This window comes from Paracoccus solventivorans (assembly GCF_900142875.1).
GTDB classification, from domain to species: domain Bacteria; phylum Pseudomonadota; class Alphaproteobacteria; order Rhodobacterales; family Rhodobacteraceae; genus Paracoccus; species Paracoccus solventivorans.
Map to the genome: position 1 here is coordinate 139,214 of NZ_FRCK01000006.1, position 17,815 is coordinate 157,028.

General features: G+C 70.7%; 16 protein-coding genes. 7 read left to right on the plus strand and 9 right to left on the minus strand.

Annotated elements, in window-relative coordinates; genetic code table 11:
* Positions 1–27: 27 nt before the first annotated feature.
* From ccmB to yajC, 6 genes are all read right to left on the minus strand, one after another.
* Positions 28–684, minus strand: a complete 657-nt coding sequence (ccmB, locus tag BUB57_RS10690; RefSeq protein ID WP_073066634.1) for a heme exporter protein CcmB — start codon at positions 682–684, stop codon at positions 28–30.
* A 169-nt stretch (positions 685–853) separates the two neighbouring features.
* Positions 854–1,492, minus strand: coding sequence for a heme ABC exporter ATP-binding protein CcmA (gene ccmA, locus BUB57_RS10695; RefSeq protein ID WP_407670352.1), 639 nt, complete (start codon positions 1,490–1,492; stop codon positions 854–856).
* A 10-nt stretch (positions 1,493–1,502) separates the two neighbouring features.
* Positions 1,503–1,871, minus strand: coding sequence for an Mth938-like domain-containing protein (locus tag BUB57_RS10700; RefSeq protein WP_073066637.1), 369 nt, complete (start codon positions 1,869–1,871; stop codon positions 1,503–1,505).
* Positions 1,871–2,866 carry a protein translocase subunit SecF gene (gene secF, locus BUB57_RS10705; RefSeq protein ID WP_073066640.1) on the minus strand — a complete coding sequence of 332 codons (996 nt, stop codon included), beginning with the start codon at positions 2,864–2,866 and terminating at the stop codon, positions 1,871–1,873. The genes BUB57_RS10700 and secF overlap by 1 nt, the downstream gene beginning before the upstream one ends.
* A 13-nt stretch (positions 2,867–2,879) precedes the next feature.
* Positions 2,880–4,544, minus strand: a complete 1,665-nt coding sequence (secD, locus tag BUB57_RS10710) for a protein translocase subunit SecD (RefSeq protein ID WP_073066643.1) — start codon at positions 4,542–4,544, stop codon at positions 2,880–2,882.
* Positions 4,545–4,559: 15 nt separating this feature from the next.
* Complete coding sequence (yajC, locus tag BUB57_RS10715; protein WP_073066646.1) at positions 4,560–4,898, minus strand: preprotein translocase subunit YajC; 339 nt, start codon at positions 4,896–4,898, stop codon at positions 4,560–4,562.
* Positions 4,899–5,154: 256 nt separating this feature from the next.
* Here yajC and mazG point away from each other — a divergent pair, with 256 nt between their 5' ends.
* Positions 5,155–5,961, plus strand: a complete 807-nt coding sequence (gene mazG, locus BUB57_RS10720; RefSeq protein ID WP_073066649.1) for a nucleoside triphosphate pyrophosphohydrolase — start codon at positions 5,155–5,157, stop codon at positions 5,959–5,961.
* Here mazG and BUB57_RS10725 read toward each other — a convergent pair.
* Both BUB57_RS10725 and dusA read right to left on the minus strand, forming a co-directional pair.
* Positions 5,958–6,770 carry a sulfite exporter TauE/SafE family protein gene (locus tag BUB57_RS10725; RefSeq protein WP_073066652.1) on the minus strand — a complete coding sequence of 271 codons (813 nt, stop codon included), beginning with the start codon at positions 6,768–6,770 and terminating at the stop codon, positions 5,958–5,960. The two genes, mazG and BUB57_RS10725, sit on opposite strands and share 4 nt — an antisense overlap.
* Before the next feature lie 407 nt (positions 6,771–7,177).
* On the minus strand, positions 7,178–8,158 hold the full coding sequence (dusA, locus tag BUB57_RS10730; RefSeq protein ID WP_073066654.1) for a tRNA dihydrouridine(20/20a) synthase DusA: 981 nt from the start codon (positions 8,156–8,158) through the stop codon (positions 7,178–7,180).
* 553 nt (positions 8,159–8,711) lie between these two features.
* On the opposite strand from dusA, the gene BUB57_RS16780 reads away from it, so the two are divergent.
* The 4 genes from BUB57_RS16780 (at position 8,712) to BUB57_RS10750 (ending at position 14,292) form a co-directional block, all read left to right on the plus strand.
* On the plus strand, positions 8,712–9,755 hold the full coding sequence (locus BUB57_RS16780; protein ID WP_073066657.1) for an imelysin family protein: 1,044 nt from the start codon (positions 8,712–8,714) through the stop codon (positions 9,753–9,755).
* A gap of 312 nt (positions 9,756–10,067) precedes the next feature.
* Positions 10,068–10,556 carry a DUF4405 domain-containing protein gene (locus BUB57_RS10740; RefSeq protein WP_073066660.1) on the plus strand — a complete coding sequence of 163 codons (489 nt, stop codon included), beginning with the start codon at positions 10,068–10,070 and terminating at the stop codon, positions 10,554–10,556.
* The gene (locus BUB57_RS10745) at positions 10,553–12,103 is read left to right on the plus strand and encodes a multiheme c-type cytochrome (protein WP_073066663.1); all 1,551 of its coding nucleotides are present in this window, start codon (positions 10,553–10,555) and stop codon (positions 12,101–12,103) included. The genes BUB57_RS10740 and BUB57_RS10745 overlap by 4 nt, the downstream gene beginning before the upstream one ends.
* A complete protein-coding gene (locus BUB57_RS10750; protein ID WP_073066667.1) occupies positions 12,100–14,292 on the plus strand; it encodes an FTR1 family protein in 2,193 nt (730 codons plus the stop codon). The genes BUB57_RS10745 and BUB57_RS10750 overlap by 4 nt, the downstream gene beginning before the upstream one ends.
* A 7-nt stretch (positions 14,293–14,299) precedes the next feature.
* Here BUB57_RS10750 and BUB57_RS10755 read toward each other — a convergent pair whose 3' ends face one another.
* Positions 14,300–15,052, minus strand: a complete 753-nt coding sequence (locus tag BUB57_RS10755; RefSeq protein ID WP_073066670.1) for an alpha/beta fold hydrolase — start codon at positions 15,050–15,052, stop codon at positions 14,300–14,302.
* Positions 15,053–15,203: 151 nt separating this feature from the next.
* Between BUB57_RS10755 and thrS the strand changes: the two genes are divergently transcribed.
* Positions 15,204–17,156, plus strand: a complete 1,953-nt coding sequence (gene thrS / locus BUB57_RS10760) for a threonine--tRNA ligase (RefSeq protein WP_073066673.1) — start codon at positions 15,204–15,206, stop codon at positions 17,154–17,156.
* A 422-nt stretch (positions 17,157–17,578) separates the two neighbouring features.
* Entirely contained in the window at positions 17,579–17,785 is a 207-nt protein-coding gene (locus tag BUB57_RS10765; protein ID WP_073066676.1) for a cold-shock protein, read from the plus strand.
* Positions 17,786–17,815: the final 30 nt, after the last annotated feature.

Consider the following 17,815-nt stretch of genomic DNA (forward strand, 5'->3'; position numbering starts at 1 on the left):
TTGGCGTCGGGGTGGCGTGAAGCCCCCTTACCGCAAGTTGACCCGCAGGGCACCGGCTGCGGCGAAAGGTATCGCCGCCAGCACCGCCATGGTGATCCCGGCCAGCAGCACCAGCGGCGTAGTGCCGTCGCCGCCGGCGGCGCCGCGGCGCACCGCCTCGGCCCCGAAGATCAGCGTCGGCACGTAAAGCGGCAGCACCAGCAGCGACATCAGCAGCCCGCCGCGGCGCAGCCCCACGGTCAGCGCGGCGCCGAAGGCGCCCAGCATCGACAGCGCCGGCGTCCCCAGCGCCAGCGCCGCCACCAGCCAGGGCTGGGCGGCGCCGGGCAGGTGCAGCAGGATGCCGAACACCGGCGCGGCGGCAACCAGCGGCAGGCCGGTGGTGATCCAATGCGCGGCGGCCTTGACCAGCACCGCGCCTTCCAGCGGCAGCGGCGCGGTGGCCAGCAGGTCGAGACTGCCGTCTTCCCAGTCCAGCGCAAAGATGCGGTCGAGCGACAGCAGGCAGGCCAGCAACGCCCCCACCCACAGGATCCCCGGCGCGATCAGCGCCAGCGTGCCGCCCTGCGGCCCGACGCCGAACGGCACCAGCGTGCAGACGATCAGGAAGAACGCGAGCCCCAGCCCGAATCCCCCGCCCGCCCGCGTGGCCAGCCGCAAGTCGCGCATGAGCAGGGCGATCATGCGCGGCTCCCTTCAGCTGCTTCATCCCGAAGGCATCCAGAGAGCGGATCGGCAGGAACGCAGGACATCCCGCGCCCCTCCAGCCCTCCTTCGGGCGGTTCATAAATATCCTGCGGGGGTGCGGGGGTGCAAAACCCCCGCTGCAACGGCGACGCCAGCACAACCGCACTCATCCGAACGCCTCGTCGAAACTGGCCGGGGCGCGGCTGCGGACCGGCTCGCCCGCGGCGCGGAAGGGGCCGAGGTCCAGCACCTGCGCCTCGGGCAGGCCCAGGTCGATGTGGGTCGCCATCAGCGCCGCGCCGCCGCCCGCCAGATGCCGGCGCACCGCATCCGCGAACAGCGCCACCGAGCCCGCGTCCAGCGAGACGGTGGGCTCGTCCAGCACCCAGACCTTGCGGCCGGTGACCAGCAGCCGCGCCAGCCCCAGCCGGCGCTTCTGCCCGGCCGACAGCATCGCCGCCGGGCGCTCGACCAGCGCGCCCAGATCCATCGCCTCGATGGCGGCGGCGATGGGGGGGCCGCCGAACACCAGCCGCCAGAACTCGAGATTCTCGGTCACGGTCAGCGCGGCTTTCAGCCCGTCGGCATGGGCCGCATAGGCGATGGCGTCGGGGTCGGCCTCGACCCGGCCGGCGGCGGCGGGTTGCAGCCCGGCGACGGTGCGCAAAAGCGTGGTCTTGCCGATGCCGTTGGGGCCGCGCAGGATCAGCGCCTGCCCGGAAGACAGGGTGAAATCCACCCCCTCGACCGCGCGGCGCCCGCCGCGCGACACGGCCAGGCCCTGGACCTGCAGCAGCGGCGCCACCGCCCGCGCCCTAGTCGAGCGGCTCGACCGGGATCAGCGCGCAGGCCACGCGCCGCCCCTCGGCCAGGGTGACGTTGTAGCAGCGCGCGGCGGTGGGGCTGGTCATCGGCTCGACCCCGATCCCGGCGGCCTCGAGCGTCTGCACCAGCGCCCGGGGCGGGTGCGCGACCTGCCCGCCCAGCCCCAGGAACAGCACGTCCACCTGACCGGCCAGCGCCAGCAGTGCGGCAGTATCGTCAAGCCCGCCCCAGGGCTGAACCCCCTCGGCGGTGACGATCAGCGCGCTGCGGTGGACCTGGCCGCCGGCGCGGAAGAACCCCGGCCCGTAGCCGTCGACCGGGGTCGCGCCGCCATAGTCGGTGTCCTGCATCTCGGCCATCAGGGCGCGTCCTGGAAGGGCGTGCCGGACAGCTCGTCCAGCTCCTTCTTTTCGCCGCGGACGGGCTTGTCCCAGTCGCGGCGCACGCCCAGCGACAGCACGATGTTCTTGGCCAGGTAGACGGTGGAATAGATCCCGACGCCGACGCCCCAGAACATCGCGAAGACAAAGCCGCGGATGACGTCGCCGCCCCAGATCAGCATCGCCCCCAGCGCCAGCGCGGTGGTGACCCCGGTCATCACCGTGCGCGACAGGGTTTCGTTCACCGTCAGGTTCATCACGTCGATCAGCGGCATGGTCTTGAACTTGACCAGGTTTTCCCGCAGCCGGTCGAACACAACCACCGTGTCGTTGACCGAATAGCCCAGGATCGTCAGCAAGGCCGCGATGGTGGACAGGTCAAAGCGGATCTGGAACGCCGCGAAGATGCCGACCGTCAGCAGCACGTCGTGGATCAGCGCCACCACCGCCCCGACCGCGAACTGCCATTCAAAGCGCAGCCAGATATACAGCAGGATCCCGATCGTTGCCGCACCCACCGCGTAGAGGGCGGTCTTGATCAGCTCGCCCGAGACCTTGGGCCCCACCGATTCGACCGAGGCGAAGGTGACCTGCGGATCGACCACCTTCAGCGCCGACTCGATCCGGTTCAGCTCTTCGGGGGTGACCGAGCCGGTCTCGTTCTCGGTGCCGATGCGGATCTGGGCGACGTGGCGGTCGGGGCCGAAGCCCGGGTCGAAGACCTCGGTGATCGACAGGTCGGACAGGTTCAGCCCGCTCAGCGCCTCGCGATACTCGGCCACCTCGAAGGCGTTCGAGCTTTCGGTGCGGATGGTGGTGCCGCCCTTGAAGTCGATGCCGAAGTTCAGCCCCATCGTCACGATGAAGATCACCGAGACGATCATCGCCACGATCGACACGCCGTTGGTCAGCCAGCGCCAGCGGAAGAAGTCGATGTGGGTTTCGTCGGGGACGAGTTTCAGACGGAATGCCATGTCGGTCGTCCCCTTACAGAATCAGCGTCTTGGGCTTGCGCCATTCCAGCCACATCACGATCATCAGCCGGGTGAAGTAGATCGCCGTGAAGACCGAGGTGATCAGCCCGATGGTCAGCGTCACCGCAAAGCCCTTGACCGGCCCCGACCCCAGGAAGAACATCACCAGCGCGGCGATGAAGGTGGTCAGGTTGGCGTCGATGATCGCGCTCATCGCCTCGCCGAAGCCGTCGTTGATCGCCTTGACCACGGTCTTTCCGGCGCGCAGTTCCTCGCGGATGCGTTCATAGATGATGACGTTAGCATCGACCGCGGTGCCCACGGTCAGCACGATGCCGGCGATCCCCGGCAGGGTCAGCGTGGCCCCCATCGCCGACATGATCGACAGGATCAGGATCACGTTGGTGATCACCGCGACCGAGGCGAATACCCCGAACAGCCCGTAGCTGGCGATCATGTAGCCAACGACCAGCACCGTGGCGATCATCGCCGACTTGCGCCCGGCGTCGATCGAATCCTGCCCCAGCTCCGGGCCGATGGTGCGTTCTTCAAGAAAGGTCATCTCGGCCGGCAGGGCGCCGGCGCGCAGCAGCACCGCCAGCTGGTTCGATTCCGCCACGTCCATCGCGCCCGAGATCTGCCCCGAGCCGGTGGTGATCGCCTGCCGGATCACCGGCGCCGAGATCACCTGGTTGTCCAGCACGATGGCAAAGGGCTGCCCGACATTGGCCGAGGTATAGGCCCCGAACCGCCGCGCGCCCTGCGGGCCAAAGCGGAAATCAACCGCCGGAGCGCCGTTCTGGTCGAAACTGGGGCGGGCGTCGGTCAGATCCTCGCCGGTGACCACCGGGGCCTCGGCCAGGGTGTAGTAGACCCCGGGCTCGTCCATGGCGGGCACGACGATATTGCCCAGCCCCGGCGAGGCGTTGGGGTCGGTGCCCCGCCCGATCACCGGGTTGAAGGTCAGTTTCGCGGTGGTGCCGATCAGCGCCTTCAGCTCCTCGGCCGAGCCGATGCCCGGCACCTGGATCAGGATGCGGTCCTTGCCCTGGCGCTGGATGGTGGGTTCGCGGGTGCCGACCTCGTCGACGCGGCGGCGCACGATCTCCAGCGACTGCTGGATGGTGCGGTCGTCGGTGGCGGCCTTTTCGGCAGCCGAGAGCTGCACGACCAGCGTGCTGCCCTGCGCGGTGATGTCCAGCGTCGAGGCCCCGGCCCCGGTCAGCGAGGTCACAGGCGCGGCCAGCTTGCGGGCGATTTCCACCGCGCGGGCCATCTGGTCGGGGTTGCCGATCTCGACCAGCAGCTGGTCGGCCGGGCCCTTGACCCGGCGCACCGGCCCGATCACGTCGCGGCTCTCGGCCAGCGCGTCGCGCAGTTCCGGCCACAGCGCCGTCATGCGCGAGGCATAGACCTCGGCGGTGTTGACCTCGCCCAGCAGATGCGCGCCGCCGCGCAGGTCCAGCCCCAGGCTGACCAGCGACGAGGGCAGCCAGCCGGGCCACAGGCTGCGGGCGGCGGCCTGTTCCGGGGTCTCGAACCCGGCGCGCTCGGCCGCGACCACGGCGTCGTTATGCGATTCGACCCGCTGATAGAACAGGTTGGGCATCGCATAGAGCAGTCCCAGCAGGATCAGCCCGACGATGACGATGCGTTTCCAGGCAGAGATCTGAACCATGCGCGGCCCGCCTGCTCAGCCGTTGGCGGCGACAGGGGCGCCGGTCCGGTCCACCACCTGCGCGATGGTCGAGCGGACCACGCGGATGCGCACGCCCTGGGCGATCTCGACATCGACATCTTCATCGCGCACGGCGACGACCTTGCCGAAGATGCCGCCCTGGGTGATCACGTTGTCGCCCTTTTTCAGCGCCGCGACCATGGCGCGGTGCTGGGACATCTTCTTCTGCTGCGGCCGCATGATCAGGAAATACATGATCGCGAAGACCAGGATCAGCGGGATGAACTGGGCGAATGCGGCGCCGCCGCCGGCGGCGGGGGCCGCAGCCTGGGCAAAGGCAGGGGTGATCAGCATGGGGCGCGGGGTCCTTGTGCAGGTTGCCAGTCGAGGGCCGGGCGCGACAGACCGCCCGGAAGATTGGCGCAGAACCTAGTCGCGCGCCCCCGGCTTGTCCAGAAACCCCGGCGACCCCGGCCGCCGCGTCCGGGCCGGGGTTTCCCGCCCTGCAAGTTCACGATCCCGGCATCCGCCGCGCCGGGCAAGCGCGGTGGACTTTCCCGCGGCCCTCGTGTCTTTTTCCCCCGCAGCTTCCCGACACCTCGAGGGCCCCATGCCGCACACCTCCGACGCCGCCGCCGAAATCCAGCGCCTGATCGCCATCATGGCGGCGCTGCGCGACAAGCAGACCGGCTGCCCCTGGGATATCGAGCAGGATTTCGCCTCGATCGCCCCCTACACCATCGAAGAGGCGCATGAGGTCGCCGACGCCATCGCCCGGCAAGCCTGGGACGAACTGCCCGGAGAGCTGGGCGACCTGCTGCTGCAGGTGGTGTTCCACGCGCAGATGGCCGCCGAGGCGGGGATGTTCGATTTCACCGATGTGGCGCGGGCGATCTCGGACAAGCTGGTGGCGCGGCATCCGCATGTGTTCGGCGACGAATCGCGCGACAAATCCGCCGCCCAGCAGGTCCGCGACTGGGAGGCGATCAAGGCGCAGGAACGCGCCGCCCGCGCCGAGCGCGGCGTGCTGGAGGGGGTGGCGCTGGGGCTGCCGGCGCTGACCCGGGCCGTCAAGCTGCAGAACCGCGCCGCAAGGGTCGGCTTCGACTGGCCGGGCCCGGCGCAGGTGCTGGACAAGCTGGCCGAGGAAACCGCCGAGCTGGTGCAGGCGCAGGCCGGCGCCGATCCCGCCCATCTGGCCGAAGAGTTCGGTGACCTGCTGTTCGTGATGGCGAACCTCGCCCGCCACCTGGACATCGACCCCGAGGAAGCCCTGCGCGCCGCCAACGCCAAGTTCACCCGCCGCTTCCAGTCGATCGAATCGGCGCTGGCCGCGCAGGGACGCCGGCCCGAGGACTCGACGCTCGATGAAATGGACGCGCTGTGGAACGCCGCCAAGGCGACCGAAAAGGCCTAAAGCAGCGCCTTGCGCAGCATGTTCAGCGCCACCGCCATCAGGAACAGCGCAAACAGCCGCTTGAGCAGCCGCGGGTTCGCCCCATGCGCCAGCGTGGCGCCCAAGGGCGCGGTCAGCAGCGTCATCGCGATCACGATGCTGAACATCGGCAGATTGACCGAGCCGAGGGTGCCCGGCGGCGCCGCGCGCGCCGGCACGAACAGGAAGCTCAGCACCGAGGGCAGCGCGATCACCGCCCCGAACCCCGCCGCCGTCGCCACCGCGCGGTGGATCGGCCGCCCGTGCAGGGTCAGCATCGGCACCCCCAGCGAGCCGCCGCCGATCCCCAGCAGCACGCCGACCAGCCCGATGGTCCCGGCCATCCCGGCCCGGCGCGCGCCCGTGGGCGGGGTCTCGGCCAGCCGCCACTCGGCCCGGCTGAACAGCATGTAGCTGGCAACCACGAACACCAGCACCGCAAAGATCATCTGCAACTCGCGGGTGCCCAGCCGCGACACCAGCCAGACGCCGGCCATGGCGCCCAGCATGATCCAGGGCGCCCAGAGCCGCAGGATCTGCCACTCCACCGCGCCCTTGCGGTGATGCGCCAGCACCGAGCGGATCGAGGTGACGAAGATCGTCGCCAGCGAGGTCGCCAGGCAGATCTGCATCACATCCGGCCCGCCATAGCCCGCCGCGGTCAGGATCGCGACGAAGGCCGGCACCAGCACGATGCCGCCGCCGACCCCCAGCAACCCGGCCAGGATCCCGGCGAAACCGCCGGCCAGCAGCAGCGCGGCCAGATAGGGCAACAGGGCAGTCACGGTCATCGGAAACCTCACGCAAGACCGCGCGCCCATAGCGTGCCCGCCACGGCAAGGCCAGCACCACAGGGCGGGGCTTCTTCCCCGTGCCGGCCGAGGTCAGATCGCCCGCAGGCAAACCCCGCCGAACCGCCCCCCGCGCCTCCGCCGTGGAAAGGCATTTCTTCTGTCGCGCCAGCCGCAGTCAGATTGCCCGCGGGCAAACCCGCCGAACCGCCCGCGCGCCTCCGTCCTCCGCCGCGGAAAGGCATTTTTTCCTTCGCGCTGGCCGCAGTCAGACGCCCCCCGGGCCAACCTCACTGAACCGCCCACCGCATCCCTGCTTCTCCCCCCCGCAGAAAGGCATTTCTTCCGTGCCAAAATATCCTCCGGGGGTGCGGGGGTGAAAAACCCCCGCGCGCAACGCCGCAGCGCTACGCTGCGTCGCCTTCGACCGCCGCCAGCGCCGCATCGTAATCCGCCAGCCCGCCGCTGCTGCCGCGTTCCGAAAGAATCCGCCGCCAGGCCCGCGCGCCGGGGCGGCCGTGGAACAGCCCCAGCATGTGGCGGGTGATCTGGTGCATCCGCCCGCCGCGCTCGAGATGGCGGGCGATCTCCCCGCGCATCGCCCGCGCCGCATCGAGCGGGTCGGAAAACGGCGGGGTCTCGCCCCACAGCGCATCCGCCTGCCCCAGGATCGCCCAGGGTTCGTGATAGGCGGCGCGCCCGACCATCACCCCGTCCATCACCGCCAGATGCTCGCGCAGCTGTTGCAGCGAGCCGATGCCGCCGTTGATCGACAGGCGCAGCCGCGGGAAGGCCGCCTTCATCGCGTGGACCAGCGGATAGTCCAGCGGCGGGATCTCGCGGTTCTCGCGCGGGCTCAGCCCCTGCAGCCAGGCCTTGCGGGCGTGGATGATGACGCGGCGCACGCCGGCCTGTTCCAGCACAGACAGGAAGCTGGGCAGCACCTCGGCCGGGTCCTGGTCGTCGACGCCGATGCGGCATTTCACCGTCACCTCGACGGGGCTGGCCGCCTGCATCGCGGCCACGCATTCGGCGACCAGCGCCGGGGTCTTCATCAGCACCGCCCCGAAACAGCCGGACTGCACCCGGTCGCTGGGGCAGCCGACGTTCAGGTTGATCTCGGCATAGCCGCGGTCGCCCGCGATCCGCGTCGCCTCGGCCAGCTCGGCCGGGTCCGAGCCGCCCAGCTGCAGCGCCACCGGATGCTCGGCCGCATCGTGGTCCAAGAGCCGCGCCCGGTCGCCGTGGATCACGGCCGGCGCGGTCACCATCTCGGTATACAGCAGCGCCCGGCGGCTGAGCCGACGGTGGAAGCCGCGGCAGGCGCGGTCGGTCCAGTCGAGCATGGGCGCAACCGAAAGCCTGTGTGCCGAATCAAGGTCCTGCATGTTCCAAACCACGGGCGCCGCCGGTCCGGGAACGCTGTCCCGGCGGTCCGCCCTTGTCCTTGTCATGATCCCGGCCGCACTGCCGGGCCGGCCGGGCTGTCCTTACTATGCCACGCCCCGACCACCAACCCCCGTCGCCCCGCCCGGGCGGTTGACAGGGGTTTGTCCTCCACGTTACGAGGCCCTCGTCCTTATCCAAGCGTTTTTTGTCAGGCACCGGACATCCCCCGCCAGCACGACAAAAGAGGACGCAGGATCGGATGCAGCCCCGACATATTTCCATCGCCGGTCTCGATCGCCACGCTGCTGCGCGACGTGCCAGGCTGCACATCAGCCTGCCGCTGACCCGCCCCGCGCCGGGGCGGACAAATCGCCGCAGAACCGGCGTAGCCGCGGAAATCCCGGAGTTTTCGCCGCCTTCGCCGCTCAACCGCAGGAACCCGCGTCGCCGGTTCTTATAGACAAGACCAACCGAATCACTCTACTTTTTCCTCCCGAATCCGTCCCGTCACAGCGTCCCGTCACCCGCCGGGACCGGCACAAGGAATCCATCATGCAGGCGATCCGCACGATGACCGCGCTGGCCGCGCTTTTCGCCCTTGGCAGCGCCGCACAGGCCGCGACCGAGGCCGAGGGCTTGGCCGAGGTCAAGGCCTTCACCCTCGAACACAACGCCGCGCTGATCGCCGAGGCGCAGAAGATGCAGGCGACGGCCGAGGGCTACGCCGCCATCATCGACGCCCATGGCGGCGACTACGCCAAGGCGTGGGAGGCCGAGGGGCCGAAGCTGGCCACCGCGGTCAAGGATCTGCGCGCGCACTGGCTGGCGGCCTCGAACCAGTACGAGACCATCGAGGGCATCGTCGCCGGCATCCCCTCGACCGCGAAATACGACCTCATCCTCGACGCCGGGAACCCGGGGACCGAGGCCGAGGATGTGGCCGAATACGACCTGACACTGCCCGACGGCACCGTGCTGGAACGCCCCGGCAGCCTGTTCCACTCGATCACCGAGCCGCTGTTCTGGGGCACTGACGAGGCGCATGTGAAGCAGGCCGCCGATCTGGACGGCGACGGCCAGACCGGCCGCGGCGAGGTGCTGTTCGACGCCAATCTGGCGGTCGGCGCCGCCCGCGGCATGGTCGAATGGGCCACCGCGCTGGAAACCGACATGAAGGCGTGGGAGCCGAACCGCGACGACGCCTTCACCGCGGTGGTGACGATGACGCCCACGGTCGGCGACTATTTCGGCGAGTGGAAGGAATCGCAGTTCCTCGGCGGCGACAGCGCGGCCTTTGTCGCGCAGAGCCGCCTCGTCGACGTGACCGGCATCATGTCGGGCTGCGAGCGGATGTACCGCTCGGCCATCTCGCCGGTGGTCGCGGCCGACGACCCGGCGCTCGACAGCTCGATCTCGGGCGGGTTCGAGGAACTGCTGGCGCTGATCGCCGACACCCGCGGCCGCGAGGAACAGGGCGACACGTTCTCGCCCGAGGAAGCCGACGCGCTGGGGGCCGAGGCCCAGGACCTGGCCGAGCGCATCGTCGCGCAGGTGCTGCAGGCCGCGGCCAAGCACGGGGTGGACATCAAGAGCTGATCCCGGGCCGGGCGGGCGGACTGCGAACAACCGCGCGGCCCGGCAACCCCGGTCGGACGATCGCCCCAAGGCGCGGCGCAGGGTCGCAGGCTGGGGGCGCATACTGGCGCCGCGGAATGGAATGTGGTCCAGCCCGCCGATGCTGCCCCGGGACGCGGGGCCGCAACCGGCGCTTCGGACCACGGCGCAACGGCCCGGGCGCGGGCCGTGGATACGGCCCCCGCGGCGGGCCGGACAGCAGCCCCACCGCGGGGTTTCGGATTTGGGGGGCGGACCGGCCGGCCCGTCCCCGCAGCTTTCAGGACGGACATCATGGGACAAGCCATCCGCCATCCCGCCCCCCTTGCCATCACCCCCATCAGCCATGCCCCGCCGCGCGGCGGCAACCTGCGCTCGGGCATCCAGACGGCGCTGTTCGCGGCGCTGTTCGTGTCGGGGCTGGCGCTGTGGCTGTGGCCGCAGGACGCGATCGTGGTGCTGGCGCATCTTGCCGGGGGGCTGGTGCTGCTGGTCCTGCTGGTGCCGTGGCTGGTCCGGCATCTGCCGACCGGGCTGGCGCATAGCCAGCGCCGCGGCTTCACCATCCTGTCCTGGGCGCTGCTGGCCGCCTTCGTGCTGGTGCTGGCGACCGGGGTCGCCATGTCGCTGCCGGCGGGCGCCTGGATCGCCGGCGTGGTCTGGTTCTGGCCGCGCGAGGTGACCGAGGCGCTGTCCTTCCTGCATCTCTGGGGCAGCTGGGCGGCGGCGGCCGGGTTCGTCCTGCATCTCGGCCTGCGCCACTGGGCCTGGGGGCAGCCATGAAGACGCAGTTCCGCTATCACATCCGGCCGCTGGCCCTTGCCGCGCTGGCCGCGGCTGCGGGGCTGGGGCTTTACGCCGCCCTAGCCCCGGCGCCGCAGCCGACCGGAGTGGCGCTGGCGGCGGTGCCCTATTACTCGCTGCCCTTCGGCCCCGACGAGACCGGCGAGGACCGCCCGTTCTGGCCCTCGCGGATGCAAAGCGCCACCGGCCGGATGACCGACCCCGCGCGGCTGCCAAGCTCGGCCGAATGCGGCAGCTGCCACCGGACCGAGTTCGAGGAATGGGCCGGCTCGCTGCACGCCGCCGCCGACCGCGACCTGATCTATGAAGCCACCGTGGACGCCAATGTCGACCTGCTGCGCCACGGCGCCGAGCAGGGCCGGTTCTGCGAGGGCTGCCACGCCCCGGGCGAGATGCTGGCCGGCCGCGTCACCCGCCATGTCGCCGTCCCCCCGGCCGATGCGCTGACCGAAGGGGTCAGCTGCATCGCCTGCCACACCGCCACCCATGCCGACCCGGTCGAAGGCAACGGCGCCCTGACGCTGGCCTATGACCGCGCCGAGGCCGAGCGCGACGGCCCGCAGGGCGCGGCGCTGCTGGCCGATCCACGCGCGCATCTGGCCGCCTACGGCGCCCCCGACACCACGAAACTGCTGGCCGGGTCCGAGATCTGCGGCGCCTGCCACACCGAGGCCTACGACCTGTCGATGTCCCGCGCCGAGACACGGCAGGACGTGCAGTCCACCTTCGTCGAATGGCGCGACAGCTGGTATGCGCGCAACGGCGTCACCTGCCAGGACTGCCACATGGCCGACGACCCGGCCGCGCAGGTGATGGCGCTGCGTGAAGGCAGGCTGGACAAGCCTGCGCGCTATTCGCACCGCTTCATCGGCGCCAACCACGTGATGACCGACACCTCGCTGGGCGACACGCTGAGCGTGCTGCGCGGCGGGCTGCTGCCCGGGGTGGACCGCGACCTCAATCAGGCGACGCTGGCCGAACAGGCGCGGCAGACGACCGAGTTCCTCAGGACCGCCGCCGGGCTCGAGCTGCGCGGCACCACCGCCACCGCCGAGGGGCTGCATGTCGAGCTCGCGGTGCAGAACCTCGGTGCCGGCCACAACCTGCCGACCGGGGTCAACGACCAGAAGCACATGTGGCTGGAAATCCACCTGACCGACGCCACCGGCGCCGAGATCTTCCGCTCGGGCGGCGATGCCGAGCGGCTGGGGGTCGAGGATCCGCAGGCGGTGGCCTGGCTGGAACATTTCCTCGACAACAAGGGCCAGCGGATCACCGGCCACCTGACCTTTGCCACCGCGCGGGTGGAGTGGGTGCGCAAGCCGATCCCGCCCCGCGGCGAAGAGCTGGTAGGCTACGACATTCCCCTGCCCCCAGATGCCCAAGGCCCGTTCAGGCTGACGGCGCAGCTGCATTACCGGGTGGCGCTGCCGGACCTGATCTACCAGAACCTGCGCCGCACCCTGCCGGTGCCGTCCTTCACCCTGGCCGAGCTCTCGGCCGACCTGCCGGAGCAAGCGCGGTGAGACTGCTGGTCCTTCTTCTCTGCCTGATCGCCGGCCCGGCGCTGGCCGACACCCCCTGGTCCGCCGCCGAGACGCTGCGCAGCGAGGCCGGGCGGATCGAGCGGCTGCTCTACCGCCAGACCACGCCCGAGCGCGAGGCCGAGATCGCCACCCGCCTCGGCACCATGCGCGCGGCCTGGGACGGGGCGGCGGCCGCTTTCGGGCCGGGCGATGCGGCGCAGGCGCTGGCCGACCATGCCGCGGCAGCCGCGGCCGGCGACGCGCCCGAGGCGGCGCGGCAGCGCCAGCTGCTCTGGGCCCGGCTGATGGCCACTTCCCGCGACCATGCGCTGGCGGCGCTGGCGGCGGGCGATGCCGCGGCGGCCTCGGGCTGGCTCAACATCCGCGACTATGCCCGCGCCTCGGGCGACACCGCCGCGGTGCTGGCGGTCAAGGCGCTGTCCGAGGGGCAGCTGGACCCCGCCGCCGCCCGCGACGCGGTCGAGGCGGAGTTGCTGACCGTCGCCGCCTCGGAACTGCGGCTGGCGCTGACCCGCGCGGCCGAGGACGCCGCCGGCGACCGCTGGGTGCAATATGCCGGCGACCGCGGCCGCATCGAGGGGCTGGTCGCCTATCTGCGGGGCAACCTGACCGAGAGGCTGGGACCCGAGGCCGTCGCGGCCATCGATGCCGACCTCGCCCGCGCCGCCGACGACCCGGCGGCGCTGGACGCGGTGGCCGCGCAGCTCTCGGGTTATGCCCCGGTCGCGCTTTCGCCCGAGGAGCAGCTGCGACGCGCCCGGCTTTTGCGCCGCTTCACCGCGCTGGTCTGGGTGGAATACAAGGACGGCGTCCGCGATGGCGAGATCAGCCAGCCGATCGAATACCACGAGGCGCGGCTGTTCCGCGACCGCGCCGCGCTGATCCTCGGCGACCTCGCCCCGGGCATGGCGGACCGTGCCGCGGCCGAGCGGCTGGCTGCGCTGCTGGCCGAAACCAAGGCGGTGATGGACGCCAAGGCCGACGGCGTCGAACCGCTGGTGAACGAGGCGTTGGCGCTGATCGACGGCGCCTTCGGGGCCGAGGTGGCGGCCGGCGGCTATGCCGCGGCGGTCGACGCCCTGCCCGCCGCGCTGGACGAGCTGGCGCTGGTCGCGGGCTCGGGCGACTGGGCCGAGGCGGAACTCAAGCGGCTCGAGGCCTATTCATGGTTCGACCCCGACATCGAGCAGCGGCTGGTGCCGCGGGCGCCGTCGATGGCGCTGCGGCTCGAGGCAAGGTTCTGGGAGGGCACCGCCGCCCGCCCTGGCCTCGGCCGGCTGGTCGCGGACCACGCCGCGCCCGACGCGCTGGCGGCCGAAATCGCCGGCATCAAGGCCGACCTCACTGAGGCCCGCGCCAAGATCGAGACGCCGCTCTCGGCCACCGGCGCGGTGCTGCAATCCTCGGCGATCCTGTTCCGCGAGGGGCTCGAGGCGGTGCTGATCCTCGCCGCGCTGATGGCGGCGCTGCGGGCCGAGGGCGCCGACCCGGCCCGCTATCGCCGCGCCATCGGCGGCGGCGTGGCGCTGGCGCTGGCGGCGAGCTTTGCGCTCTGGGCCGGGGCAAGGTGGCTGTTCTCGATCTCGACGCTGGCGCGCGAGGCGATCGAGGGCGGCACCGCGCTGGTCGCCGCGGTGGTGCTGGTCTGGATGGTGCTCGGCCTCAACGCCGGCGGCGGCCATGTCGCGCGGCTGCGCCAGCGCCTTGCCGCCGGGCTGACCGCGGGGACCGTGGCGATGCTGGCCTTCCTCGTCGTCTTCCGCGAGGGGTTCGAGACGGTGCTGTTCTACGAGGCGCTGCTGGTCGATGCCGCCCCCCTGCCGGTGCTGGGCGGGCTGGTGCTGGGCGGGGGCGCCGCGCTGGCGGCGGGCTGGGCGCTGCTCGCCTCGGGGCGGCGGCTGCCGCTGGGGGTGTTCTTCCGGGTGACCTCGGTGCTGCTGGCGGTGCTGGCGGTTATGCTGGTCGGCGCCGGCATCCGCGGCTTGCAGACCGCGGCCCTGATCAGCGCGACGCCGGTTTCGTGGTTCCCCGACCGCGACTGGCTGCAGCTGTGGTTCGGCCTGTTCCCGGTCGCCGAGCCACTGGCGGCGCAGGCGGCGGTGCTGGTGATCCTGATCCTGCCGGTGCTGGGGCGGCGGCTGCGCGCCGCCGTCCCGCTGCGCGGCTGACCGTCCCTCAGCCGGCCGCCGCGCAGATCCCGACCACCGCGTCGCGGATCAGCGCCAGCTCGGCCGGGGCGCTGAAGCGGTGGTCGGCGCCGCGTACCAGCGTCAGGCGGATGTCCGGCCCCTCGGCATGGTCCAGCAGCCGCAGCGCATCCGCCATCGGCACATCCGCGTCGGCAGTGCCTTGCAGGAACCGCACCGGCATCGGCAGCGCCAGCGGCGCAGCAAAGACACTGTGCTCGGCGCCCTGCCGGAACAGGCGCTCGGAAAACACGTAATCCTCGCCATAATCGCTTGGCCTTGTGACATGGCCGTCGCGCGCCAGCGCCGCGCGGTCGGCCTCGGTGAACTCGCCCTGCATCCGCCGGGTGAAATCCGGCGCTGCGGCGATGGTGACCAGCCCGGCCCACCGCTCGGGCCGTTCCCGCGCCAGCAGCAGCGCCAGCCAGCCGCCCAGCGACGAGCCGACCAGCACCTGCGGCCCCGGCGCCAACGCGTCGATCAGCTCGCGCGCATCCTCGAGCCAGTCGCCGACCCCGAAATCCTCGACCGCGCCGCCGCTTTGCCCGTGGCCGGAGAGGTCGAAGCGCAGCATCGCCCGCCCCTGCCCGCGGCACCACGCCTGAAGATCGACGGCCTTTGTCCCGCCCATGTCCGACTTGAACCCATGCAGGAACACCACACCCGGTCCCCGCCCCTCGACCCGCTCAAACGCCAGCCGCCGCCCCGTCGCCGCCTGAAACATCCCGAACTCCTTCTTCATCACCCAAATATCCCGCGGGGTCCGGGGCGCGCAGCCCGGGTCGCCACGCAGCAACCTCTCGCCACATTGACAGCAGCCGCCCCAGCCTGCAAAGCAACCCGATAACCCGCAACCGGGCGTTCCGTGGGCGCCAGACCGACGAGGAGCCAGCATGGCCGACCAGATCTCCCTCACCTTTCCCGATGGCAGCGTCCGCGACTATCCCGCCGGGACCACGGCGGCGCAGGTGGCGGCCTCGATCGCGCCCAGCCTGGCCAAGAACGCGATCAGCGCCGCGGTGGACGGGCGCCACGTCGACCTTGCCTGGCCGCTGACGGAAAACGGCACCATCGCCATCAACACGATGAAGGACGCGGCCCCGGCGCTGGAACTGATCCGCCACGACCTCGCCCACGTCATGGCCCGCGCGGTGCAGGAACTGTGGCCCGACGTCAAGGTCACCATCGGCCCGGTGCGCGACTTCGGCTGGTTCTACGACTTCGACCGCGAGGAGCCCTTTACCCCCGACGATCTCGGCGCCATCGAATCGCGGATGAAGCAGATCATCGCCGCGCGCGACCCCGTGCGCACCGAGATCTGGGACCGCGCCCGGGCGCTTGCCCATTACGAGGCCGCGGGCGAGCCCTTCAAGGTCGAGTTGATCCACCGCATCCCCGCGGGCGAGGACGTGCGGATGTACTGGCACGGCGACTGGCAGGACCTGTGCCGCGGCCCGCATCTGCAGCATACCGGGCAACTGCCCGCCGACGCCTTCAAGCTGACCCATGTCGCCGGTGCCTATTGGCTGGGCGACAACACCCGGCCGATGCTGCAGCGCATCTATGGCGTGGCGTTCCGCAACCGCGACGAGCTCAAGGCCCACATGACCATGCTGGAAGAGGCCGCCAAGCGCGACCACCGCAAGCTGGGCCGCGAGATGGACCTGTTCCACATGCAGGAGGAAGCCCCGGGCCAGGTGTTCTGGCACCCCAACGGCTGGAGCATCTACACCACGCTGCAGGACTACATGCGCCGCCGCCAGCGCGCGGGCGGCTATGTCGAGGTGAACACCCCGCAGGTGGTCAGCCGGAAATTGTGGGAAGAATCAGGGCACTGGGAGAACTACCAGGAAAACATGTTCATCGTCGAGGTCGACGAGGATCACGCCAAGACCAAGACCGTCAACGCGCTGAAGCCGATGAACTGCCCCTGCCACGTGCAGATCTTCAACCACGGGCTGAAATCCTATCGCGACCTGCCGCTGCGCATGGCCGAGTTCGGGTCCTGCAACCGCTACGAGCCCTCGGGCGCACTGCACGGCATCATGCGGGTGCGCGGCTTCACCCAGGACGACGCGCATATCTTCTGCACCGAAGAGCAGATCGAGGCCGAAACCAAGAAGTTCATCGAGTTCCTGGCCGCGATCTATGCCGACCTCGGCTTCGAGGGCTGGCGCATCAAGCTGTCCACCCGCCCCGAAAAGCGCATCGGTTCCGACGAGAGCTGGGACCGGGTCGAGGCGGCGCTGGGGAATGCCTGCCGTGCCGCCGGTTATGACTACGAGTTGTTCCCCGGCGAGGGCGCCTTCTATGGCCCGAAGCTGGAGTTCGTGCTGCGCGACGCCATCGGCCGCGACTGGCAATGCGGCACGCTGCAGGTGGACCCGAACCTGCCGGAACGGCTGGGCGCGGAATATGTCGGCGCCGACGGTGCCAAGCACCGCCCGATCATGCTGCACCGCGCGGTGCTGGGCAGTTTCGAGCGCTTCATCGGCATCATGATCGAGAACTCCACCGGCAAGCTGCCGTTCTGGCTGGCGCCGCGGCAGGTGGTGGTGGCCTCGATCGTGTCCGACGCCGACGATTACGTGCACGAGGTGGTGGCCGCGCTGCAAGCCGCCGGCATCCGCGCCGAGGCCGACACCCGCAACGAAAAGATCAACTACAAGGTGCGCGAACATTCCGTCGCCAAGGTGCCGGCAATCATGGCGGTGGGGATGAAGGAGGTCGCCGAGCGGACCGTCTCGATCCGCCGGCTGGACCGGCAGGGCTCCGAATCGCTGCCGTTCGACGAGGCGCTGGCAGCGCTTGCGGCCGAGGCCACGCCGCCCGATCTGCGCGGCTGATCCGGGATTCCGGCGCGGCGCGGCGTCGCTGTGGCAGGGGGGCTGTCTGCCCCCCGTCGCCTGCGGCGACTCCCCCCGAGGATATTTGGGACCGCCCGAATCTCCAGCTGCGTTTCGGGCGATCCAAGGGGCTTGAGCGCGCCCGGAAAACAATCCGGTGGATTGGTTCAGCGAACGAGGTCGCGGCCGTGGTCGGGGCTGGCCCCGGCTGGGGGCGCGGCGCCGGCGGAAAAGCGCGCGTGGGGCGGTCTTCCCGGGGTTGCGCTTGAAATCTGCGCTTGCGTTTGCGAGCGAATCGTTCATCCTCTCATCCGCGTGAGCGATACTTTCTACCGCCTCCCTTCACGGGGCAGCCGGACTGCGAAAGGGCTGCTCGGCCCGGACGGCAATCTCGCCGCCGGGATACTGAAGGAGACAGGGTCATGGCGACCGGCACCGTCAAATGGTTCAATGCCACCAAGGGCTACGGCTTCATCGCGCCCGATGATGGCGGCAAGGACGTGTTCGTCCATATTTCCGCGGTCGAGCGGGCGGGGCTGACCGGCCTTAACGACAACCAGAAGATCCAGTACGAGCTGCAGTCGGGCCGCGACGGCCGCGCCTCGGCGTCGGATCTGCAACTGCTCTGATCCCGGAACCGCAGGGCCTTCCGGCCGCGG